The 21,758-nt window shown below is 34.6% G+C and carries 27 protein-coding genes; 19 read left to right on the top strand and 8 right to left on the bottom strand.

Annotation, left to right across the window (positions count from 1 at the left end; translation table 11 throughout):
• Positions 1 to 46: 46 nt before the first annotated feature.
• The 16 genes from gatD to AOG54_RS07325 all read left to right on the top strand — a co-directional run bounded on the left by gatD (position 47) and on the right by AOG54_RS07325 (position 13,365).
• On the top strand, positions 47 to 1,261 hold the full coding sequence (gene gatD, locus AOG54_RS07400) for a Glu-tRNA(Gln) amidotransferase subunit GatD (protein WP_048100928.1): 1,215 nt from the start codon (positions 47 to 49) through the stop codon (positions 1,259 to 1,261).
• 2 nt (positions 1,262 to 1,263) lie between these two features.
• Entirely contained in the window at positions 1,264 to 3,060 is a 1,797-nt protein-coding gene (gatE, locus tag AOG54_RS07395) for a Glu-tRNA(Gln) amidotransferase subunit GatE (RefSeq protein ID WP_048100929.1), read from the top strand.
• A 155-nt stretch (positions 3,061 to 3,215) separates the two neighbouring features.
• Entirely contained in the window at positions 3,216 to 3,650 is a 435-nt protein-coding gene (ndhC, locus tag AOG54_RS07390; RefSeq protein ID WP_061950506.1) for an NADH-quinone oxidoreductase subunit A, read from the top strand.
• The gene (locus AOG54_RS07385) at positions 3,647 to 4,111 is read left to right on the top strand and encodes an NADH-quinone oxidoreductase subunit B (protein ID WP_048100931.1); all 465 of its coding nucleotides are present in this window, start codon (positions 3,647 to 3,649) and stop codon (positions 4,109 to 4,111) included. Before ndhC ends, AOG54_RS07385 begins: the two co-directional genes overlap by 4 nt.
• A gap of 4 nt (positions 4,112 to 4,115) precedes the next feature.
• Positions 4,116 to 4,571, top strand: coding sequence for an NADH-quinone oxidoreductase subunit C (locus AOG54_RS07380; protein ID WP_048100932.1), 456 nt, complete (start codon positions 4,116 to 4,118; stop codon positions 4,569 to 4,571).
• Positions 4,571 to 5,674 (top strand): NADH-quinone oxidoreductase subunit D, encoded by a 1,104-nt coding sequence (locus tag AOG54_RS07375; protein ID WP_048100933.1) that lies wholly within the window; start codon positions 4,571 to 4,573, stop codon positions 5,672 to 5,674. Before AOG54_RS07380 ends, AOG54_RS07375 begins: the two co-directional genes overlap by 1 nt.
• Positions 5,671 to 6,726, top strand: coding sequence for a complex I subunit 1/NuoH family protein (locus tag AOG54_RS07370; RefSeq protein ID WP_048100934.1), 1,056 nt, complete (start codon positions 5,671 to 5,673; stop codon positions 6,724 to 6,726). The genes AOG54_RS07375 and AOG54_RS07370 overlap by 4 nt, the downstream gene beginning before the upstream one ends.
• A gap of 6 nt (positions 6,727 to 6,732) precedes the next feature.
• Positions 6,733 to 7,236 (top strand): NADH-quinone oxidoreductase subunit NuoI, encoded by a 504-nt coding sequence (nuoI, locus tag AOG54_RS07365; protein ID WP_048100935.1) that lies wholly within the window; start codon positions 6,733 to 6,735, stop codon positions 7,234 to 7,236.
• Positions 7,233 to 7,484 carry an NADH-quinone oxidoreductase subunit J gene (locus tag AOG54_RS07360; protein ID WP_048100936.1) on the top strand — a complete coding sequence of 84 codons (252 nt, stop codon included), beginning with the start codon at positions 7,233 to 7,235 and terminating at the stop codon, positions 7,482 to 7,484. Before nuoI ends, AOG54_RS07360 begins: the two co-directional genes overlap by 4 nt.
• Positions 7,474 to 7,692, top strand: coding sequence for an NADH-quinone oxidoreductase subunit J (locus AOG54_RS07355; RefSeq protein WP_048101330.1), 219 nt, complete (start codon positions 7,474 to 7,476; stop codon positions 7,690 to 7,692). Before AOG54_RS07360 ends, AOG54_RS07355 begins: the two co-directional genes overlap by 11 nt.
• Positions 7,689 to 7,988, top strand: a complete 300-nt coding sequence (gene nuoK / locus AOG54_RS07350; RefSeq protein ID WP_048100937.1) for an NADH-quinone oxidoreductase subunit NuoK — start codon at positions 7,689 to 7,691, stop codon at positions 7,986 to 7,988. Before AOG54_RS07355 ends, nuoK begins: the two co-directional genes overlap by 4 nt.
• Positions 7,982 to 9,862, top strand: a complete 1,881-nt coding sequence (locus AOG54_RS07345) for an NADH-quinone oxidoreductase subunit 5 family protein (protein WP_048100938.1) — start codon at positions 7,982 to 7,984, stop codon at positions 9,860 to 9,862. Before nuoK ends, AOG54_RS07345 begins: the two co-directional genes overlap by 7 nt.
• Entirely contained in the window at positions 9,862 to 11,358 is a 1,497-nt protein-coding gene (locus AOG54_RS07340; RefSeq protein WP_048100939.1) for an NADH-quinone oxidoreductase subunit M, read from the top strand. The genes AOG54_RS07345 and AOG54_RS07340 overlap by 1 nt, the downstream gene beginning before the upstream one ends.
• Position 11,359: 1 nt before the next feature.
• Positions 11,360 to 12,769: an NADH-quinone oxidoreductase subunit NuoN gene (gene nuoN, locus AOG54_RS07335; protein ID WP_048101331.1), complete on the top strand. Its 1,410-nt coding sequence runs from the start codon at positions 11,360 to 11,362 to the stop codon at positions 12,767 to 12,769.
• Positions 12,770 to 12,778: 9 nt separating this feature from the next.
• Positions 12,779 to 13,117 carry a hypothetical protein gene (locus tag AOG54_RS07330; RefSeq protein ID WP_048100940.1) on the top strand — a complete coding sequence of 113 codons (339 nt, stop codon included), beginning with the start codon at positions 12,779 to 12,781 and terminating at the stop codon, positions 13,115 to 13,117.
• On the top strand, positions 13,114 to 13,365 hold the full coding sequence (locus AOG54_RS07325; RefSeq protein ID WP_048100941.1) for a hypothetical protein: 252 nt from the start codon (positions 13,114 to 13,116) through the stop codon (positions 13,363 to 13,365). The genes AOG54_RS07330 and AOG54_RS07325 overlap by 4 nt, the downstream gene beginning before the upstream one ends.
• Here AOG54_RS07325 and AOG54_RS07320 read toward each other — a convergent pair.
• The 4 genes from AOG54_RS07320 to AOG54_RS07305 all read right to left on the bottom strand — a co-directional run bounded on the left by AOG54_RS07320 (position 13,362) and on the right by AOG54_RS07305 (position 15,285).
• Positions 13,362 to 13,712 (bottom strand): TA0956 family protein, encoded by a 351-nt coding sequence (locus tag AOG54_RS07320; protein WP_048100942.1) that lies wholly within the window; start codon positions 13,710 to 13,712, stop codon positions 13,362 to 13,364. The genes AOG54_RS07325 and AOG54_RS07320 overlap by 4 nt on opposite strands.
• A gap of 111 nt (positions 13,713 to 13,823) precedes the next feature.
• Positions 13,824 to 14,066: a hypothetical protein gene (locus AOG54_RS07315; protein WP_048100943.1), complete on the bottom strand. Its 243-nt coding sequence runs from the start codon at positions 14,064 to 14,066 to the stop codon at positions 13,824 to 13,826.
• Positions 14,067 to 14,104: 38 nt separating this feature from the next.
• On the bottom strand, positions 14,105 to 14,632 hold the full coding sequence (locus tag AOG54_RS07310; protein ID WP_048100944.1) for a class I SAM-dependent methyltransferase: 528 nt from the start codon (positions 14,630 to 14,632) through the stop codon (positions 14,105 to 14,107).
• A gap of 32 nt (positions 14,633 to 14,664) precedes the next feature.
• Positions 14,665 to 15,285 carry a hypothetical protein gene (locus AOG54_RS07305; protein WP_048100945.1) on the bottom strand — a complete coding sequence of 207 codons (621 nt, stop codon included), beginning with the start codon at positions 15,283 to 15,285 and terminating at the stop codon, positions 14,665 to 14,667.
• An 84-nt stretch (positions 15,286 to 15,369) separates the two neighbouring features.
• On the opposite strand from AOG54_RS07305, the gene AOG54_RS07300 reads away from it, so the two are divergent.
• Genes AOG54_RS07300 through AOG54_RS07290 form a run of 3 tightly spaced genes read left to right on the top strand, consistent with a single transcriptional unit; the run spans position 15,370 to position 17,077 of the window.
• Positions 15,370 to 16,026 carry a 7-carboxy-7-deazaguanine synthase QueE gene (locus AOG54_RS07300; protein ID WP_048100946.1) on the top strand — a complete coding sequence of 219 codons (657 nt, stop codon included), beginning with the start codon at positions 15,370 to 15,372 and terminating at the stop codon, positions 16,024 to 16,026.
• Positions 16,026 to 16,607, top strand: a complete 582-nt coding sequence (folE, locus tag AOG54_RS07295) for a GTP cyclohydrolase I (protein WP_048100947.1) — start codon at positions 16,026 to 16,028, stop codon at positions 16,605 to 16,607. Before AOG54_RS07300 ends, folE begins: the two co-directional genes overlap by 1 nt.
• A 2-nt stretch (positions 16,608 to 16,609) precedes the next feature.
• Positions 16,610 to 17,077 carry a 6-pyruvoyl trahydropterin synthase family protein gene (locus tag AOG54_RS07290; RefSeq protein WP_052656657.1) on the top strand — a complete coding sequence of 156 codons (468 nt, stop codon included), beginning with the start codon at positions 16,610 to 16,612 and terminating at the stop codon, positions 17,075 to 17,077.
• Positions 17,078 to 17,080: 3 nt separating this feature from the next.
• On the opposite strand, the gene AOG54_RS07285 is transcribed toward AOG54_RS07290, so the two are convergent.
• The 4 genes from AOG54_RS07285 to AOG54_RS07270 all read right to left on the bottom strand — a co-directional run bounded on the left by AOG54_RS07285 (position 17,081) and on the right by AOG54_RS07270 (position 21,703).
• Entirely contained in the window at positions 17,081 to 17,998 is a 918-nt protein-coding gene (locus AOG54_RS07285) for a hypothetical protein (RefSeq protein ID WP_054964188.1), read from the bottom strand.
• A gap of 40 nt (positions 17,999 to 18,038) precedes the next feature.
• Positions 18,039 to 19,547: a glycosyltransferase family 2 protein gene (locus AOG54_RS07280; protein WP_054964187.1), complete on the bottom strand. Its 1,509-nt coding sequence runs from the start codon at positions 19,545 to 19,547 to the stop codon at positions 18,039 to 18,041.
• A 21-nt stretch (positions 19,548 to 19,568) separates the two neighbouring features.
• Positions 19,569 to 20,681, bottom strand: a complete 1,113-nt coding sequence (locus tag AOG54_RS07275; RefSeq protein WP_054964186.1) for an RAD55 family ATPase — start codon at positions 20,679 to 20,681, stop codon at positions 19,569 to 19,571.
• A 71-nt stretch (positions 20,682 to 20,752) separates the two neighbouring features.
• Positions 20,753 to 21,703 (bottom strand): hypothetical protein, encoded by a 951-nt coding sequence (locus tag AOG54_RS07270; protein WP_054964185.1) that lies wholly within the window; start codon positions 21,701 to 21,703, stop codon positions 20,753 to 20,755.
• Positions 21,704 to 21,758: the final 55 nt, after the last annotated feature.

The following is a 21,758-nucleotide window of genomic DNA, read 5'->3' as shown; positions in this document are numbered from 1 at the left end:
TATTAATAATTATAAAGTTTTTATATATTTTAACAATAGGCAACAAATGAAAACAGGGGAAAAAATTGATTTTGAATATAAGGGTGATTCATACAGTGGTATATTCATAAAAAATGATGGAAAAATTACCACAATAAAGCTATCAAATGGTTATAATATCAGCGCCCTAAATGAAAACATCAAAATTTTAAGGGAATATGAAAATAATTACGTTGCACAGGATAATATAAGGGAAATCAAAATAAATGGTAAAAATGAGGTTTACATATTAACCACCGGTGGAACCATCGGCAGCTCCGTCGATTACAGGACAGGTGCGGTTAAGCCTGTTAGGGATATATCGTATATATATAATTTTGTTAATAATATATCTGAATTTAATGTTAAACAGATAAATGTCGCAAATATATTAAGTGAAAATGTAAATTCAAAATACTGGATTGAGTATGCAAGAAGGGCCAGGGACGTTTTAAATAAAAATGCTGGTGTTGTAATATTCCATGGAACTGACACAATGCAGCATACAGCCTCTGCCTTATCCTTTATGTTTGAAAAATTAACAGGGCCAATAATACTTACTGGCAGCCAGAGGAGCTCCGACAGGCCAAGCAGTGATGCATTTATAAATATAGAGGCATCAATAAATTTTACAAAATCAGACATTGGCGAGGTCGGAATTGTGATGCATTCTGACACGTCGGATGGCACTGTGTCATTTCACAGGGGTGTAAGGGCCAGAAAAATGCATACAAGCAGAAGGGATGCATTTCAGTCCATAGGCATCAGGCCTCTTGCAACATACACTGATGGCAGGGTCAGCGTGAATAATAATGCCATGAAAAGACAGGATGAAAATATATTAAATGATAAAATGGATGATTCTGTATCAATTATTTATTTTTATCCCGGAATGCCAGAGGAGGACTTTATTAATATTGCAGCAAACAAAAAGGCAGTTATAATTATGGGTACTGGCCTTGGCCATGTTTCAGACAATATTATCAATGCGATTAAAAGGCTTTCCAAGGATACATATTTTTTTATGACATCGCAGTGCCTTTATGGTTCAGTTAATCTGAATGTTTACTCCACAGGTAGATATCTTCTGGATGCCGGTGTAATTCCACTTGGGGACATGCTACCTGAAACTGCCATGGTTAAGGCAATGTTCCTCCTTGCAAATTACCCCGATAACCTTGTAAAGTTAATGAAATCAAATCTGCGTGGTGAGTTGAACAGCAGAAGAATTCTGGAGTGGTAATAATGAAAATAGGTTTGGAGATACATTTTCAATTAAAGGGCGTTAAACTTTTCTGTAGCTGCAGCACTGAAGGAGAAAAATCTAATTATCTTTTTAAAAGAAAAATGACACCAACAATGAGTGAGATGGGCCATATTGATCGTGCGGCAAGATATGAGAATATACGAAACCGGGATTTCAATTACTATACCAGCACCAATTCATGTTTGGTTGATGCTGATGAGGAGCCACCGCATATGCCGGATGATTCTAATATAAATACGGCAATTATAGTATCAATGGCCCTTCACTGTAAAATTGTTGATTATGTTTCCTTTATGAGAAAAATAGTTATAGATGGGTCAAACACATCAGGTTTCCAGCGCACAGGGATTGTAGGGTTAAATGGATATGTAGAAACATCCCAGGGAAGGGTAAGAATTTCAACTGTTACACTAGAGGAGGATGCATCCAGAAAAATATCTGAAAGCGGTAAAAATGCGTTTTATTCTCTGGATCGCCTTGGAATTCCATTAATAGAAATCTCCACAGAGCCAGATATTAAGGATGAAAACCATGCAATTGAAACTGCAAGAAAGATAGGATTTATAGTCATGTCCACCGGAAAATTCAGGGGAGAGGTTGACTCCATCAGGCAGGATGTTAATTTTTCAATGGGCTACGGCCGTGTTGAGATAAAGGGAGTTTCCAAACTATCCCTGATAAAGGACACAATTAAATATGAAATTCAAAGACAAAAATCACTGGCAGACATATCCGGTATAATAAAGGCAAGGGGTGGAACAGAAATCACAGATTTTATGGATATTACACACATTTTAAAAGATACAGATTCAAAAATCATTAAAGCAGGGCTAAATAAAAATAAAAAGGTTTTCTGTGCTAAAATAAACAATGCCCGTGGCCTTCTTAAGAATGGAAATTACCGGCTTGGTAGAGAGCTTGCAGATGTCGCAAAAAATATGGGTATTGGTGGAATGATGCACAGTGATGAACTTCCCGGATACGGTCTCACCGATAATGATGTAAATAATATTAACAATTTTATGGGCATTGAAAATAATGATGCCATCATAATGGTAATTACGGACCCTGAAATTATAACCGCCTTTAAATCTGAGCTTGATGAAAGGCTGAAAAATTTAATGTCAATGAATCTTGCAGAAACAAGGGCAGCAACTGAGGATGGTGAAACAAGGTTTTTAAGGCCACTCTCAGGTGGTGAGAGAATGTACCCTGAGACGGATATTGGCTTAATAGAAATACCACTAAAACGGCTTAATAGCCTTGAAGGGCTTGTTCCCGAATCCATGGAGGACGCATTAAACAATTTAAAAAATAATTATGGTTTCTCACAAACAGAGGCCATGGGAATAATAAATAATAATCTTTATGGGGATTTCAAGGATTATATTAAAGTATTAAACGAACCAAAAATAATTTCAAGGATTATACTTCAAAAATTACCTGAATATGAAAAAAAATACAATAAGAAATTATCAGGAGATGAACTGATGGAGATATTTACCATGGCAAATGAAAACAAATGGGGTCGTGATTCTGTTGAAAAGGCTCTTGAATTATACGTATCAGGGAAGTATCCATTAAAAATTCTGGCAAATGCCGAAGAATTAAAACCTCTGGATGCCGGCAGATTAAGGGAGATAATTATAGAATTGATGAGAACACAGGAAATAACAGAGAAAAATCTAATATATTTATTAAAGAATAAAACTAAGTCGTCATTTGATGCCAGAGACGCAATAAAAATATTCGAAAATATTAAAAATAATTCGTAATACGATTTTATGAAATGTACTTTTTTGATTAAAATTACAGTTTTTGTATAACAAATATCAAATAAAGTATAAAAAATTTTTACATTTGTTTATTGTGGAACCTTTAGTTTTCTTACTAACGACATTATTATATATAGATAAAAAATATACACTTAATGTTAACGGGTTACATTGCATTAATGATTACAATAATTTTGGTTGGCCTTTCCCTTTATTTGCTATTTAAAATCCTGCCATCAATTTCACAGAACAGGTACAGGCCATGGAAGATAAGCCTTAAAAGAAAGGATATTATGGAAAACCTGGCGATAGAAAACAATCCACCGGCAAAGGACGATTCATACCTGCATCCATTTGAGAGCGGTGAGGTTGCAAAGGAATATCCTGCTGGAAATATAACAGTGCAGTATTATGTAATAGTCTTATTATTTGTTCTCTTCGATATAGATATGCTTTTATTGCTTCCCTGGGCATTTGATTTTTACTCACTTGGCCTATTTTCGTTCATAGAGACAATTATATTTATAGCCATGCCATTATTTGCTGTATACTATGCCTTTAGACGTGGATATATGAGGTGGATGAGATGAAGACCGGAGACCTGGGAGTTAAAACAACAACACTGGAAAAGGCCCTTGAATGGGGCAGATCCAACTCGCTCTGGCCCCTGACCATGGGGCTGGCGTGCTGCGCCATAGAAATGATGGCCACCCAGGCTGCAGATCTGGACATATCGAGGTTCGGCAGTGAAATATTCAGGAATTCTCCAAGGCAGTCAGATTTAATGATAGTTGCAGGTACAACAACAAAAAGAATGGCACCAAGGGTCAGAAGGATATATGAGGAAATGCCCTATCCAAAATATGTCATAGCAATGGGTGTATGCGTTATTCAGGGCGGGCCATACGTCGATGGTTATTCAGTTGTCCTCGGTGTTGATAAGGTTATTCCGGTGGATGTTTATGTACCCGGCTGCCCACCCTCTCCACAGGCCTTAACATACGGAATAATAACACTTCAGAAAAAAATAAGGGGCGAAACGGACAGGTGATTTTATGTATAATATAATTGCTGATGAAAAGGATAAGGGAGGAATGAGGGTAATCACCCTGGATAAGAAGGATTTAATAGAGGCAATGACAGAGTTTAAATCACAGGGATATTATCTCTCATCAATAACCGGCGTTGATATGAAAGATCATCTGGAGGTTATTTATCATTTACATAATTTCGATAAAAATGAGTACCTTGGTGTCAAGGTATTAACCTACGATTCAAAGGTACCATCACTTGTTGGTTTATGGAAGGCAGCAGACTGGGATGAACGCGAACAGTATGATCTTATGGGAATAATATTTGAGGGACATGAAAACCTAAGACGCATACTACTTCCAGATGAGTGGGTAGGCCATCCGTTAAGAAAGGATTATGATTTAAAGAAGGTTCAGTATGTAAGCATGGATTCTGAGGGAAATGAGCATGTAAGCTTTGATGAAAGGGAGGGCTGGTAATGTCAAGATATACTGTATTAAACCTTGGCCCCGTGCACCCCTCAATACATGGAATATTAAGATTCAGGGTTAAATTAAATGAGGAAATCATAGAGGATGTTGATATAACCATAGGATTTCTGCACCGCAATGCAGAAAAGATCTGTGAGCTTAATATTTATGCTAACAATATCATATATTTCGATAGAATGGATTATCTGGACGCAATGAATATGGAGCTTGGATATGTAACTGCGGTTGAAAAATTAACAGGCATAGAGGCACCGGAAAGGGCACAATGGATTAGAATGATTATGGCCGAATTAAACAGGCTTGCAGCCAGGCTTGTTGGACTTGGTGCTTTTGGCCTTGATATGGGCATGCTAACCCCATTCTTTCACTGCTTTGCAGAAAGGGAAAAAATCCAGAAAATATTTGTGGAGGCCTCCGGTGGAAGGCAGGAGGTAAATTACATAAGCATTGGCGGTGTTTACCAGGACTTTAATGAAAAAATTATAAATGACATCAGGGAATTTTCGAAAAATTTCAAAAAGAGGCTTGAGGACATATATAACATGTTTATACACAGTGAAATATTCTGGCAGAGGAATGATGGAATAGGAATCCTCGAACCTGATGTGGCACTGGATTACGGTGTTACCGGCCCACTTTTAAGGGGGTCAGGCATTGCATACGATGTTAGAAAGGATGCACCTTATCTATTCTATGATAAGGTAAACTTTGATGTGCCCATATCGCACAGGAAGGATAACATTGGAAGGTTTGTGCTGAAAATTGAGGAGATGAGGCAGTCCATCAGAATTATAGATCAGTGCCTTGATAAGATACCGGATGGGCCATATTTTAATAATAAGGCAAAAAAATCATTGATGCTAAGGGTTAAGGGTGATGGAGAGGTCTTTTCAAGGGTTGAATCCGACAATGGTGAATTTGGTGTTTATGTAAGGGGGGATAATACAGTAAAACCTTACCGTGTTCACGTCAGGAGCCCGGCATTTAAGAATATATCAGTAGTACCTGTAATGGCAAGGGGCTTAATGATAGCAGATTTGATTGTGATCATAGGATCAATAGATACTGTAATAGGTGAGATTGACAGATGAATCTATTAATTAGAATTCATGACTGGTTTTCGTTTCTTGGGCCTGGAGTTTCCTACGGTATAGCATATTTGCTTGAAACAATATTCATCTTAATATTTGTTGGAATTTCATTTATGGCCCTAATATATGTATTCAGAAAATACATGGCAAGAATACAGCTGAGGATAGGACCAAACAGGGTTGGAAAATATGGTCTGCTGCAGGTTGTTGCCGATGCGTTTAAACTTATTGGCAAGGAATCAATACTTCCAGCAAACAGGGACGATCTGGCCTACAGGCTCGCGCCCTTAATTATAATGATGACAACCATGGTATCATTTGTTATAATCCCATATGGAAGTCTTGCCTACTTTGGGTCGCTTACAATAACACATTCTGATGTTACACTAGTACTTTTATTTGGAGTTTTATCACTGCTGCCCATTGGAGAAATCCTTGCCGGAATAAGCACAAAGAGTAATTATGCATTGCTTGGTGCCTTAAGGGGGGTTGCAAAGGATGTTTCATTTGAGGTTCCAATGCTAATAAGTGCACTGGCCATAATAATGATATCATCCAGGTCGTTTATAACAGGGGCACAGACATATAACAGCCTGAGTCTTGCAGGTATAGTTGAAAATCAGGTAATACCATATGGAATTATTGACCCCCTCGGCCTTCTCATATTTTACATATCGATGGTGGCCAGGGCATCATTTACACCATTTGATCTGGCCGAAAGTGATAGTGAATTAATAACAGGATACACAACAGAGTATTCTGGAATGAGATTCGGTCTATTTTATATAGGTCTTTTTGGCATGGTTTACCTTGGTTCATTCTTTGTTTCAATTTTATACCTGGGTGCATATAATGGGCCGGCAAGTTCTGATTTAGGGTTTATATACCTGTTTATAAAAACAATAATACTTGTTTTAATAGCATTCCTGGCATGGGTGTCCCTGCCAAGAATCAGGGTTGATAAATTCGTAAATCTCGGCTGGAAATACCTGCTTCCCATATCCATTATAAATCTTGTTTATGCAGGCCTGTTTGTTTTGTATATAAGGTGATGAAAGATGGTTGCAACAGTAAAGGAGGTAAAAATACCAAAAAAGCCGATTCCGGTCATAGGTTCATTGCAGACAATGTATAATATAGGAAGGTTCATGTTTAAGAAGCCTGTGACTGTTCAGTATCCAGAGGATAAGGGAGAAATACCTGAAAGATTCCGTTTTAGAATATTTCTGAGCCCTGAGGCATGTATTGGATGCACATTATGCGAGCAGGTTTGTCCAAACCACAGCATTAAGATGGAGGTCTGGAAAATAGATGAGGAGGCAAAACCCAAGGGTGACGTTGTTATAGAAACTGCCAGAGGGGCAAGAGAAAATCTTCAGAACAAGAGGCACATTTACCCGGATGTAAATTTTGGAACGTGCACGGTTTGCAGAAACTGTGAGGAAATATGCCCCACAGATGCAATATACCTAACACATCAGTTCGAGGATGCAAGAACCAGAAACAGTTTTACATACTCACCAAAGGAGCTAACAATGCAGGAGGATGAGGTCATAAAATGATTTATACGTTAATTTTTCTTATACTGGCAGCCATTGCGGTCATTTTTGCTGCGGCAAGCGTAAGAACCAATAATCTAACCCATTCAACAATATATCTTCTTATGTTTCTTCTTGATCTGGCTGCAATGTTTATACTGCTTGGCCTTAGCTTTATCGGCGCTGTTGAAATCCTTGTATATGCTGGCGCTGTTATAATACTAATTGTGTTTGTTTTAATGCTGACCGGAGGCTATGAAAATGAAGAATAAATTGCAAAAAATTGCGGTATCGGTATTTTTTATAATATTCGCGGCAAACATACTTTTCATTAGGGCAAGCTTTATACCAAGGACACAGAATTTATTTAATATAGGAAAATTACTCTTTTCAGCCTACCTTGTTCCATTTGAACTGCTTTCAGTTATACTTGTTGCATCCATCATAGGTGTTATGTTTATAGCAGGTGAGGTAAAATGAATATTATATATGTACTTGAATTATCATTACTTCTTTTTACAATAGGCATATACGGTATTATAACATCCAGGGTTGGAATAAGGCTTATAATATCACTCGAAATTCTTTTAAACGCTGCATTAATAAACGTTGTGGGCATAGCATCATTATATTATTCCACAAGCCTGATAATATTTGCATTATTTATTATTGCTGTTGGCGTAATAGAAACTGCTGTGGGCATAGCAATATTTACAGTTGTTTATAAAAAATATGGTAAGATTAACATTTCACTGCTGAGGGAGATAAAATGGTAGGCATATACTTTTTAATTTTTATATTTCCATTAATTGCATTTCCTGCTGAATACATAATTGGAAAATACAGACTAAAATTATCTGGAATTTTCAGCTCAATAATGATATTATTATCATTAATACTTGTAATAGATGCATATCTGTATCTTTTAAATCATAATGCAATATATGTCCATTACCAGTGGTTTTATAATATAGATTTTGGTATATACATAGACCATCTTACCGTTTTAATGGCAATGATGGTTTCCTTTGTTTCATTAATGATTAATCTCTTTGCCATATTTTATATGAGGGAGGACCCAAGAAAAAATATATACTTCTCAGAAACAAGTCTGTTTGTTACAGCAATGCTGGGGCTTGTTATATCATCCAATCTGGTTTTATTATTCCTTTTCTGGGAAATAGTCGGGCTTTGCTCATATTTATTAATAGGCTTCTGGTTTTTCAAGCCAAATGCAGCCTCTGCTGCAAAAAAAGCATTTCTTGTTACAAGGGTGGGGGACCTTTTATTTATTATAGGCATGGCAGTGCTTTACACCTCACTTGTTAAAATAAGCCCTGTGAGCCCCCTCAGCATACCATATCTTATTACAAATGCACATAAAATATCCATTTTAATTGGAAAAAATACGCTTGCACTTGCAACACTCTTAATTCTTGCAGGGGCCATAGCAAAATCAGCTCAGTTCCCGCTGCACGTGTGGATACCTGATGCCATGGAGGGCCCAACCACTGTTTCCGCCCTTATACATGCGGCAACAATGGTTACCGCCGGTGTTTATCTTGTGGCAAGAGTTTTTCCATTATTTGAGTACTCAGCGGCATACTCACTTTATACCGTTACCGCCATAGGTGCATTTACAGCATTTTTCGCAGGCATACTAGGCATAGTCATGAATGACATAAAGAGGGTACTTGCATATTCAACAATAAGCCAGCTGGGTTACATGCTGGCATCGATAGGCCTTGGAGGTATTATTGGCTATTCTGGTGTCACATTTGGCATGTATCATCTTGTGGTTCATGCCATATTTAAGGCACTTTTGTTTATGTCTGCAGCAGTTATACTAATAGCACTGCTTGAATTGAGGGATATAAAGCAAATGGGGGGTCTCTTCAGAAGAATGCCTGTAACCGCAATTCTTATGCTAATAGGCGCAATAACACTTGCGGCCATACCGCCAACAGCTGGATACTTTTCAAAGGGCCAGATTATATCAGCATCATATGAATATTATTTAAATGGGGGAAGCATTATACCATGGCTTTTGCTTCTCTTTAGCGAAATTCTTACTGCGGTATATACATTTAGAATGTATTTTCTTGTATTTCTTGGGAAGCCAAGATCATACCTTGCCGAACATGCCAGGGACCCAAAACTTGTATATTTAACGCCCCTTATGGTGCTTGCATTTCTATCGCTTACCCTTGGAATTATTCAGAAGCCATTCTATAAATTTTTATACTCTGGAGTAAATATATATACACCACCACTTTACATAGCTGTAATACCCGTAATATTTTCATTTATAGGCATAGGAATAGCATATATGATATATTATTACACAGTAAATAAGAAGATAGATATATCAAGAAATCCTCTGTACAGAATAATTAAAAACAAATTTTATCTTGATATCATTTATACTGATTATGTTGCTGAAAGGATCATATTACCATTATCATTTTATATAGGCCATGGGGATAGAACATATGATAACAGCATAGATAAAATGGGTTCTGACCTTGCTGATGCCGGTACCGGCCTTAGAAAAATTCAGACGGGTTCTGCAGGTTATTATGTTGTTTTTCTGCTCATAGGTCTATCTATATTATTCATAATAATAGAACTTCTGGGGATGATTAAATAATGTTCCTTCCATATTTTCTTCTGGTATTATTTATAGGCGTGGTTATTACATTCTTTGCCAGGTCATATGCCAAATACTTTTCAATGGTATTTCTTGGTATAATGTCTGTGGCCTTTGTAATATACTCTTTCATTAGGTTTAATAATTACCTTGGAAATATAATTGCAAAATACAATTATGTTCTGGCAAATTATACAAGTTCAGGAATACATATAGAGTTAAATTTTTCACTTGGCCTCACAGGGTTCACAGATTTATTGGTTATTATGGCACTTATTGTGACAATATTTGCACTTTCCATAGGTGAAAGGGAAAATAACGACACATTCTTTGGGCTTTTAATGTCAGTTGGATTTGGTCTTGTTGGTTTATTTTCTGTCAGAAATTTTCTGTTCTTTTATATATTCTGGGAGGTTGTTTTAATACCGATGTTTTTCATCATAGCAAAGTATGGCACAATAAACAAGGAAAAAATATCAATTAAATTCTTTATTTATACACATGTGGGGTCACTTTTTCTGCTTCTATCAATATTCATGCTTTCTACATATTATTTTATTGAATTCAAGGTATTTACATTTCAGATATCAGATCTTATGAATCTGGCATTTCAGAAATCACTGCCAAAATTCGCACTTTATTTCTCATTTTTTGGTTTTCTCCTTGCTTTTCTAATCAAGCTCCCAACATTTCCATTACATGAATGGCTGCCCAATGCACATTATACAGCGCCATTTTCAGGGAGTATTTTATTATCCGGCGGACTTTTATCCATGGGTGGTTATGGACTTTTAGGCATATTATACCCGGTTACACCACTATTCCCAAAGAGTCTTGTCTACTTTTTAATAATACTTGGCCTAATAAGCGTTGTTTACTTTGCATTTACATCAATGTTCCAGACAAACCTGAAAAGGATGATAGCATACTCGAGCGCAGGCGAAATGGCATTTGTGACAATATCGTTTGGCACAAGCATTATATCAACAGGATATGTTAAAACATTTGACCTTGCAGGCGGAATGTACCAGACCATAGCCCATGCATTTGTTACATCCCTTGCCTTCGCCTCATTGCTGTTTATTTATAAAAGAACCCATACAATACAGGTTTATGGCCTTGGTGGCCTTTACAGGCAGATGCCATACGCATCAACATTTTTCCTTGCCGCACTCCTCGGATCGCTTGGACTGCCTGCACTTGCAGGCTTTATAGGTGAATTTTCTGTTACAGTTTCATCATTTGAAACAATAGGATTGTTTGCAATTATAATTATTTTCGGGCTTATAGTTACTGCTGCATATTTTATATGGGCAGCACAGCGTTCATTGTATGGTTTTTATAATGAAAAGCTTGGCCCGCTTAAGGATCTTACAAAACCGGAGTTCTTAATACTTTTATTTATGCTGGTATCTTCCATATTTTTTGGTGTTTATCCAACATTAATGTTTAAACTGCTTGCCTCCTATGCAAAAGCTCTTAGTGTGGTGTTTTGACATGGATTATGAATATTTTTACTCAATAATATTGCTTGGTATTGCAGGTTTCGTTGCGCTGGCATTTGGCATAAGAAAGGATAATAAAAAGGCCATGGCATTATTTACATTAATTGTACTGGCACTGGCCTTTATACTATCCCTGATATTTTCAAATAATTATTCTTCATACGGTCTTATTTTCAATGATTTTGATTCATTCTGGGCACTTATATTCATTGCGTCATCAATGATGATTGTAATACCATCATTAAACGATATAAGGGGGAGATATGATGTATTTTATTCCCTTATAATTTTTATGACATTAACCATGCTGGTATCTGCATACACATATAACCTTTTAATATTATTTGTATCATTTGAGGGTGTTAGTATAATAACATATGTGCTTGCAGCATATAACAAAACAAGGCGTAACCTGGAGGGCTCACTTAAATATTTCATAATAAGCACTGTGGGCACAGCATTTAATGTTCTTGGAATATCATTCTTTTACCTTGGGCTTAGAACCTTTAATCTTTTCGATGTAAATCATATATATTTTGATAAGGCTGTTCTCATTGCATTTATATTTATAATAATTGGTTTTGGATTTAAGCTTGCAATATTCCCCATGCAGCAGTGGGCCATTGATACATATGATGGATCACCAAACTCAATTTCTGCCTTTCTTTCCACGGGCAGCAAGATTGTCGCATACATGATTCTATTAAAAATACTCGTTCTTGGATTTTCTGCATTTTATAACTATGTATTTTATTTCTTCGCAATATTATCAATACTTACAATGACATACGGCAATGTTGCAGCACTGTCACAGAATAATTTAAAACGGATTCTGGCATATTCAAGCGTTTCGCAGGCAGGTTACCTGATACTTGTTTATGCACTTATAAGCTATTCATATTACAATATTTCATCACCCGTTCCGGCAGCCACATATATAAGGCTTGGTATTGCAACGGCAATGTTTTATTCCCTTGTTTATATATTCATGAAGGGCGGGTCATTCATTGCCATGAGCCTTATTAGGAAGGATAAGATAATGATAGATGATATTAGGGGTCTGTCCAAAAAATCACCGGCATCTGCATTCTCGTTCTGGATTCTGCTTATTTCCCTGGCAGGCGTTCCAATTACAGGCGGATTCCTTGCAAAATACTTTTTATTCTTCTCACTTGTTGCAGCCGGTCTGTGGTGGCTTGCAGTCATAGCAATTATCAACAGTGTAATATCTGTATTTTATTATTTTAGAATTATAAGGGAATCCTATGTTTACGATAGCAGGGTGGAATTTAATTTAACACCATCGGTAAAGTATTCACTAATAGCCACAGCAGTACTTACTGTGGCCTTTGGTGTGGTGTTCTTCCTTTATACGTATCTGGTGGGTATAGCGGTAATATGAGGTGTTAATGTGGATGTAAATGATGTTATTGAGGTATTTAAGGATTCAATTGACCAGGGTGATCTTGTGAATGCCTACTCCGTTCTGGCAAAGAATTTAGAAAGATATAAACATGCCAGAAAAATTAAACAGGAAAAACTTTTACAGCATATAATTAATGTTATAGAGGGAAATGAATCCATGGATGATTTTTCCAAATTTCTTGAAAATGAGGACCTGAGCTTTATACCATATATTGAATCCTATGAACAGTATAAGCAGTCATTAATGGATCATATAGTATACGCAATGAACAGGTATAATATAAAATACCCGTCATATGATGCAAAGAGGTGCGGTGATCTATGAAAAGCTATACTGAATGTTTTGAGGATCTTAAGGATGACCCATTAAGTGCTGCGGAATGCATACACTGCCTTCAGAAACATGGAGAGGTTGTCCTTTTCAGTGATGAAAAGAAGAGGCTAATTCTATGGCGTGAGGAATTTGATAACTATCCGGTGCCATTTATGGAAAAAATATCACAGCTTCTTGAAATCCATACAAGAGATGATTACGAGAAAATGGATAAAAAATTTAACCTTACAATGTATTAATATGGAGTTTTTGCGTACTCCACCTCGGTTTTGTATCCAAGTTTTTTATATTTTTCCAGTATTTTTTCAACATTCTGCCTTACTATTCCGGTATTCTGGGTGAAGGTTAACGACACAACCTTCTTTTCCTTATTTATTATTATAAAACCAATGGTTTTGTCCTCAGGCATAATTTCGTCGGTTCTTGCATATCCCTCTATGAATTCCTCAAGGCTATCCTCTGGAAGCGGGGATGTAATCACATCCAGCAGCGCATTAAATGAATCCTCAAATTTGGAAAGCAGCACACATATTGTTGATGGATGCACATTTTTAAGTTTTAAATTATACATGACACACATTACCATAATTGGCTATGTCAATAATTTATATTGATTTTATGTTTTAGAGTTATTTACAAAATAATATTTTTATGATGCACATAGAAATTTATATTTAAAAATGGTTTTAAATCTATATTATTTTTTTCCAAATATTGCATTATTTTTATTCTGGTTATTTTTTGGTTTTTCCTTTATTATACTCTTTGAATTCTTTATTCCAAAAGGATTTATTTCAGGTTCATTTACCTCAAGTATCTCATTCTCCTTGCCGCCCCTTACCTTTGTTTTTCCATTTTTAATTGGTGCATCAGGAATCAATAATTTTTTGTTAGGTACAGGTTTAATTGAATTACGGTTTCCGTTATTATCCTCACTCATGGTTTAATAATTATATTATTTTATAAATTTTTTATCATTTATTTCATAATATATGTATTTATGTAATTGTATTTAAGGTCTATATAATTTTCTTCCCTGAATCCATGGTTTTCAAATATTTTTTTAAGCCAGTCATGTTCTATCCTTATATTCACAGGTGGGCCAATTGGGGCATTATTCTTAAATTCTATCAGTATGACCTTTAATGGTTTTTTAGAATTACCAATCATAAAATTAAAAATATAATCCTTGCACTCTATATCATGGAATACCAGTGAATAGAAAACCTTGTTAAAATTTTTTATATCAAGGCTGCATATATCCTCGTTTATAATTTTTATATTATTTTTATCCATTGAATTTTTTCTTATTAATTCCACAGCCTCTGGATTTATTTCAACAGAATAAACAGTGTCAACATAATTAGAAAATAATCTTGAATAATATCCGGATCCGGCACCAACATCAACTATTATGTCATTTCTATTAAGATCAGCTGCAGAAAGAACATCACCTGAAGGAATGTTCTTTTCCCTGAATTCATTTATCCGGTCATAACGGCTCATAGGGCCATATAATAAATAACTATAAAAATAATTCACTCACCTATTTTTGACGAAATTATTTTAAAGGCATCTGTAAGATTTTTTTGGTCAAGTATTATAATTGTATCATTGTAAAAAGATATTATCTGCAATATATTTATATCTGATAATAGTGAGGTAATATAATTAATGTAACCTGTTGCCTTCTCTATTGCTTCTGGACTGTTTATTATCAGTTCGCCAAGGTTTGTATCAACCTTTAATATCTGTTCATCAGGCACATATTTCATTATTTCTGATGCTATAACATCCTCAGCTATTAATGCTATGCCATCCGATGTATCAACAATTTTTACAGAATTTAACCTTTTATTATTTAATATAATGTTGGTTATTATCTTTAAATTATTATATGTCCTTTTTATAACAATAATCGAAAGCCCTGAAACCATCTCAAGATTGGATTTTTTGAGAATCTCCTTTTTTAATGGGTATGGATCCTTATAATCATAGCGTTTCAACGCTGCAAGTACGGCGTCAAAATTTTCTATTGACATTTCATGCATTATATGTCTGGCAAGTGCCGACTGGTTAATTATTCCAATATTCATGCTATTTCTTATGTCCGGATTGTCCCTTAAAAACTGCTGAACTTTCTCAGAGGTTGTTGACATTTTTTAAGGTATATATTTAATATATTTATTAATTTATGCGATTTAACCATAAATGTTTTTTATCACATTAAACTTATTAAAAACATGCGGATAAATGAAATATTTCTATCATTACAGGGGGAGGGCATTTACACGGGTGAAAAAATGCTCTTCATAAGAACAGAATACTGCAATTTAAGGTGTTCATGGTGTGATACAAAGTACTCATTTAATGAGGGCACTGAATATTCATTGGATAGGATTATTGATATAATTCATGGATGGCATCAAAAAAACGATTTTAACTGGATATGTATCACCGGTGGGGAACCCCTACTTCAGAGAGATTTAAATGATCTTGTTAAATTGATATACCCTGAATATAAAATACTTTTAGAGACCTCAGGCAGTATTGATATCAAAAGATTCCTACCATTATATAAAAATGTTTACAAGGATATAGACTTCAAGCTGCCATCATCTGGGATGTATGGAAAATTTAATTATAATAACCTTAATTATATGTCAGATGGAGATTATATAAAATTTGTTGCTGGAGATATAAAAGATTTTAACACTGCAATTGAGGAGATAATAAAAATAAAAAATAATATAAATAGAAAGATACAATTCATAATACAACCGGTGTATAAATCTAGCATTAGGGAGATTGCAGAAAAATTTATTGAATCTGCCCCCGCGGATGTTAAATTTATGATACAGGAACATAAATATATATTTGGCGATCTTAGAGGTGTATAATGTCAGAAACTGAGTATGGTGAGGATGAACTTAGGGATAGCATTAAGAGGTTAATATACAATTTACATGAAAAATACGGATGGTTTAATGATGAGGAGCTCGAAAACACTCCAAGAAGAATAGACAGCTTTTTCAGGGAATGGCGCCAGTCTGGAGATTTCAATTTTACAAAGTTCAGGCTGGAGGGCAAGGAAAGCATGGTTATATTAAAGGATATAACATTTTATTCAATGTGCTCACATCATCTTCTGCCCATTGAGGGTACTGTTAGCATAGCATATCTGCCAAAGCCGGCAGGCTATATTGCTGGTGTCAGCAAGCTGGTAAGATCGGTTAATAAAATAGCGAGCAAGCCGCAGCTGCAGGAAAATATGACATCAGAAATTGTGGATTTTCTATACAATAATCTTGATCCATTGTTTGTCATGGTAATTGTCAAGGGGAAGCACATGTGCATGATGATGCGCGGTGTCAAGCAGGAGAATGCTGTCATGGTAACCTCATCACTTAAATATAATCCATCGGTTAAAAAGGCGGTAAGGTCATTAAAGGCTGAGGCCATGAAGATGATCGGTGATTAATTATGTTTACAATAAAAATACTTGGAAGGGAAAAAAATTTAACATGGAGTTCCGGGCACTACGTCCCGGATAATATAAAATGCAGGCGCCTTCACGGGCATGATTATGCCCTTGATGTTGAAATTCAGTGTAATGAAATCTCAGAAAACGGCATGGTTATAGATTTTACCGTGATAAAAAATCTTGTGAAACCTTTAATAGATTCCATGGACCATAAATTTATAATCCCTAAAAATGATATAAAATATGAAAGGGAAAATAATTACTATGTTTATGTCAATGATCAATTGAAGCTTGTAATAAACTCTAATGAGGCATTTGTTTTTGAATATAATGTCGGATCTGCAGAATATATAGCAATTTTCATCTATAATAAATTAAAAAATGAGCTAATTAAATATTTAAATAATTTTAAACTTTATATTACTGTTTATGAGGGATATGGCAATACTGCAACATTTACAGAATAATATTTAATTTTCGTTGATATTTGAATAATTTTCTATTGTAACAAGATCCATTCTCTTTATTTCCATCTGCAATGCAATAATCATATCAATGTACTCCCTTGCACGGTAATCAGGTATTAAAAAACTGGCATAAATTCTTCCCATTTTTTCATATATAAAAGAGTACTGCCACGATATTCTTGATTCAAATGTTTTTTTTCCTAATATTGCAAGAAAATCATCCTCTATTTTGGTTGTGTAAATTCCATCCTCCCTTGATATTATATTTATACCATCATATTTTGTTAAATCATCATTTGAATACAAAATTATTCTGAATTTATTATTAACCGGATAATTATCTATAAGCTGGGCAATTGTATCTGTATTTTTAAGCAGCTGGGCAACCCTGGCATTGTTAAATTCATCATACTTTATGCTAATTACTATATTTTTAAAATTTTGGCAGCTGTTTCTAATGTTGGCATATATGCTTTTAACCGGCCTTAACAATATTTTATTTATATTTTTAGCCTGAACAATCTGGGATAAAATTATATTGGAAAATTCCTGCAGCTTATTATGATGGAAGTAACCCTCCATTACTATGCTTCCTGATTTAAGCCAGTATGAATTAATAATTAATCCGTCTATATTGGATATACTGTCAATTGTATCCTTTATATTTCTATTATTTATCCTTCCAAGTGCCATAAAATAATTTTTTCTTTCCTCAACATCAAACAACGGAAAAAGGTATCTGTATTTATCGGCATCATTTTTGGGGAAAAAAACATAGAAATATATTGATTTTTCTTCCGATATTATTGCTATTTCACCGTTATAAGAAAGCTCCCTTGATATCTCAGTAATCTTGGACCAGTCATTGAAATGTATCTCAAAGTGCATGTCCAGTTTATTATCTATATCCTCTATCTCCACAGTATATTATTTAATATTTATATTAAAATGTTTTCATATTTTAATTTGCATTTTTAAATACTGGCATGTCCATTTCTGATTGTTTTACAGGTCTGTTAATAAATATAACCGGTATAAATAAAATGAACTGAAATACTGCCCAGAATGCAGTAATTGCATTATACAAAGAAAAGTGTATTATCAGGTAAACAGATGAAAATCCCAATAAAAACATCATGGTGAACTGCGGCCAGAACCATCTCCATGGCATTGTACCTCCTGTTCTTGCAGTGGTGAACGGTTTTTTCTTTCTTAGAATTGCATAAATCACAGACTGTATGCTCAATGAAAACATAAGCATGTTTGCACCCATATTGTATAATAAATACCTAAATGGAGCACCCTTTGATACATTTGAATAAAAGAATGAAAACATTACTATAATTGTATATGGAAGCCATGCAAAAAAATATATGATGCTATTAACGGTTAGAACCTTTATACCGAGGACATCAAGAAACGGGGCTATTAGAAAAACAATATAAAAGAATCCGAAGAAATACCACGTAGCAGCCGCAAACCAGTCAATCCTTTCCACCAGGCTGTATTTTTTTGAAAAAATTATGTTTTTAAAAACCTTGGGTACAAGTGACAAAGATCCAAGCATCCATCTTGATTGCTGGTTTACATATCCCTGCATTGTTGTTGGGGCCCTTCCAAATACCAGTTTTTTATTATAGTAAAGCCCGTGCCATCCCCTGGCTATTAAATTTAGTGATGTGGCTATATCCTCAACTATATTTGTTTCATCAAAATAATTTACTGATTTTAAAGCATTAAGCCGGTAAATAACATTTGTACCGCATGAGAATAATGATCCTGTTACACTCTTCCCCTCTGTTAAAATTTCATAAAATAAAAACTGTTGCGCCTGGGCCAGCTCTGGAAGAACACCACTGTCAGTGTTGGCATATACCTGCGGAACCTGAACAAATCCAGCCTCTGGATGACTATCCAGCAGGGCAACAGTCTCCCTGACAAAATCCGGTGCAGGCGTCTGGTCTATATCTATCACAGCCACATACTCTACATTAAGTGTTCTCAAAACATTGTTTAATGCGCCGGCCTTATAACCGCTACGGTTATTCCTGTGTATGTAGTGTAAATTAAGTTTCTGGCATATCTCCTTAATGGGTTCTGTATCGACCTTATTGGAATCATCAAGTACATAAATATCTGCATAATTTCCTGCATTTGTATGAATTGCCAGCAAATTGTCTATGCACATATTTATATCCTCGTTAAATATTGGTACCAGAATGGCCACCCTGTTTCTTAATGACGGCAGATATGCGGAATTTATGGTATCAGGATACTTATAAACGCTTCTCCTGAAAGATATAAAGTATGAAATACTTTGTATTCCAAAGAAAACCGTGGCAAGCCAGAACCAGAAGGTAAAAATATATTCCTCTAAATTTCCGTGCTTTAAAATAATTGCAGCATATAAAGAGGATATAATCCCAGCTATAATAAAAATAATGGACAGTACTGAAAGAATATTTGCCACGATAAATATTCTTTTTTTCAGTTAATCACCTATATTTTTAAATATGTCTGAACTCCCAGAATTCGCGGGGGGGGAAGAAATTCCTGAATTTTTTCCATCCATTATTATTCCAGCGGAAGTAATTTTAAACCTTGATGGGGTGGAATCAAATATTGAGCCCCTCATTTTAACAATTCTTAATGTTCTATCTATATTTTCGCCGGTAGTTACATAATCAAGCTTGATAATACCTGTAACATAATATTCCTCCATACCAAAAACGCTTAATTCAGTGGTTCTCAATCCACTTGTTATAATAACTGTAACATCCTTCATTGCAAGGCTGTTAAGGAATAGGTTTATGTAATCATCATCAGGTATAAGCAGTAATGTAACAGGGTCTATAACAACGCGTTTTATGTTTTTTGTAATTATTATTCTTTTTAATTCTGTAATAATTTTAGTAATAAATTTTCTGAAATCTGTATTACCTGAAGAAACCTCAGACTTCATGACCCTTATCTGGTCTGATATTTCCATTATCTCTATCATTTTATTTTCATATGCCTCTCCAAAGCCTATGTCCATTGTTCTTATATTATCCAAAAACTGATCCGGAAATGTATCGGTTAAAACCATTAGACCCTTTTCATTATTTTTTGCACCAAAGCTTAAAAACATGCTGGAAAGGGTAGTTTTACCTGCTCCTGTCTTTCCTGATATTAGATAAACATATCCAGGCCTCAATCCGCCGGCAAGCTTTGCATCCAGCTCTGGAATTCCAAACTTTGCCCTTCCTGAATATAACTCATCATTTTCATAATTTTTTATATCCGCTATTATGATGCCAAAGGCCTGGCACATCCTTTTTTCATTTTCATTTAATTCACGGTTGGCAATCATTATCTTTTTATCAATTCCGCTGTCAATACAATGTGAATTAAAAAGCATTATATCATTTATAGATGATACGTCAGAGGAAATTTTTATGGCAATTTTTTCCCCTCCGGAAAATACAATATAATCAAAATGATATTCTGTCCCTGACATGCCAGTTATAGAATAATTTGCCTCAACTTTTAATGCATGTGTATCCAGAGAAAACGATTTTGACGCAATTCGCTGCAAAATATCAGTTGATATATTTCCTGCCAATACTACTTAATATATGCTTAAAATATAATACTTTCGCTTAAATATAATACATTAATTTTTAATTTTTAAGATTATACTATATTTAAATCATCGAAAACCTCATCGTAAATATCAGAGCACATTTTAAGCTTTATAATGTTCTCCTTATATATTTCCATGCCGGATGAATACATAATTTGAAGATATTCATTGACTCTAAACGAACTTAAAAATTGTGTTATGATTACATTCCCATCTTTAATCTGGATATATGTCCCATCCCTGAATATGCCATGGTTATTTAATCTTTCCTTCATGAGTAAAAACAATGGATCTTTTATGTATGTTTCATAAATTAATGCATTTTTTGAAATGCATTTTAATTCATCATTTTCCTCAAGTTCAGAATCGGAATAAACTAAAATTTTAAAACTCTCATCATCAGAAAAAGCATTTATGGCCTCTGCCACAAGATTTCTATTTTCAATTAAATTAGCCCCATATCCCAGATTTTTTATGTCAAACGGAACGCTGTACTTTATGACTGCCAGCCCTGTCCTTTTGTTTTTTTTAAACATTAAATATTTGTAACCCTCAGACTCCTTTATTAATATATCATCTATAAAATATGGAATAAGAAGATATCTGTTTACAATTTGCGAGATTTCTGCTTTGTAATCACTGTGAAATCTGCATCTAATAATCAATTTGCCATCCTCTATTGTTGTTTCTGATAGCTTTAATGATTTAACCTGAACCAGCTCATTTATTAAATTTATTATTTTCTCATTTGATATTTGTACTGTTACATAAAAATAATTTTCAAATTCCGATGCACCATAAGATTCAAGAAGCTCTTTCGGAATTTTTTTATTTTTATCCTTATAAATGAATACATTTGCATAATTCTTCTTTTCCTGGCTCCTGAAAAAAAGCGTCATATTTAAATTATGCAGCTTTGACCATCTAAATATATATGAATCAGATGATATCACAATTTTCATTTTCATATTAAGTCTTTTGTCAACATCGAGTATATTCATTAATGCATTATTTAATAGTTGTATATATATTTAATTTCATCAATTTAATAAATAT

This window comes from Acidiplasma aeolicum (genome assembly GCF_001402945.1).
GTDB lineage: Archaea > Thermoplasmatota > Thermoplasmata > Thermoplasmatales > Thermoplasmataceae > Acidiplasma > Acidiplasma aeolicum.
The sequence above is the reverse complement of the archived record's forward strand: the minus strand, read 5'-3'. Positions and strand labels throughout refer to the sequence as shown.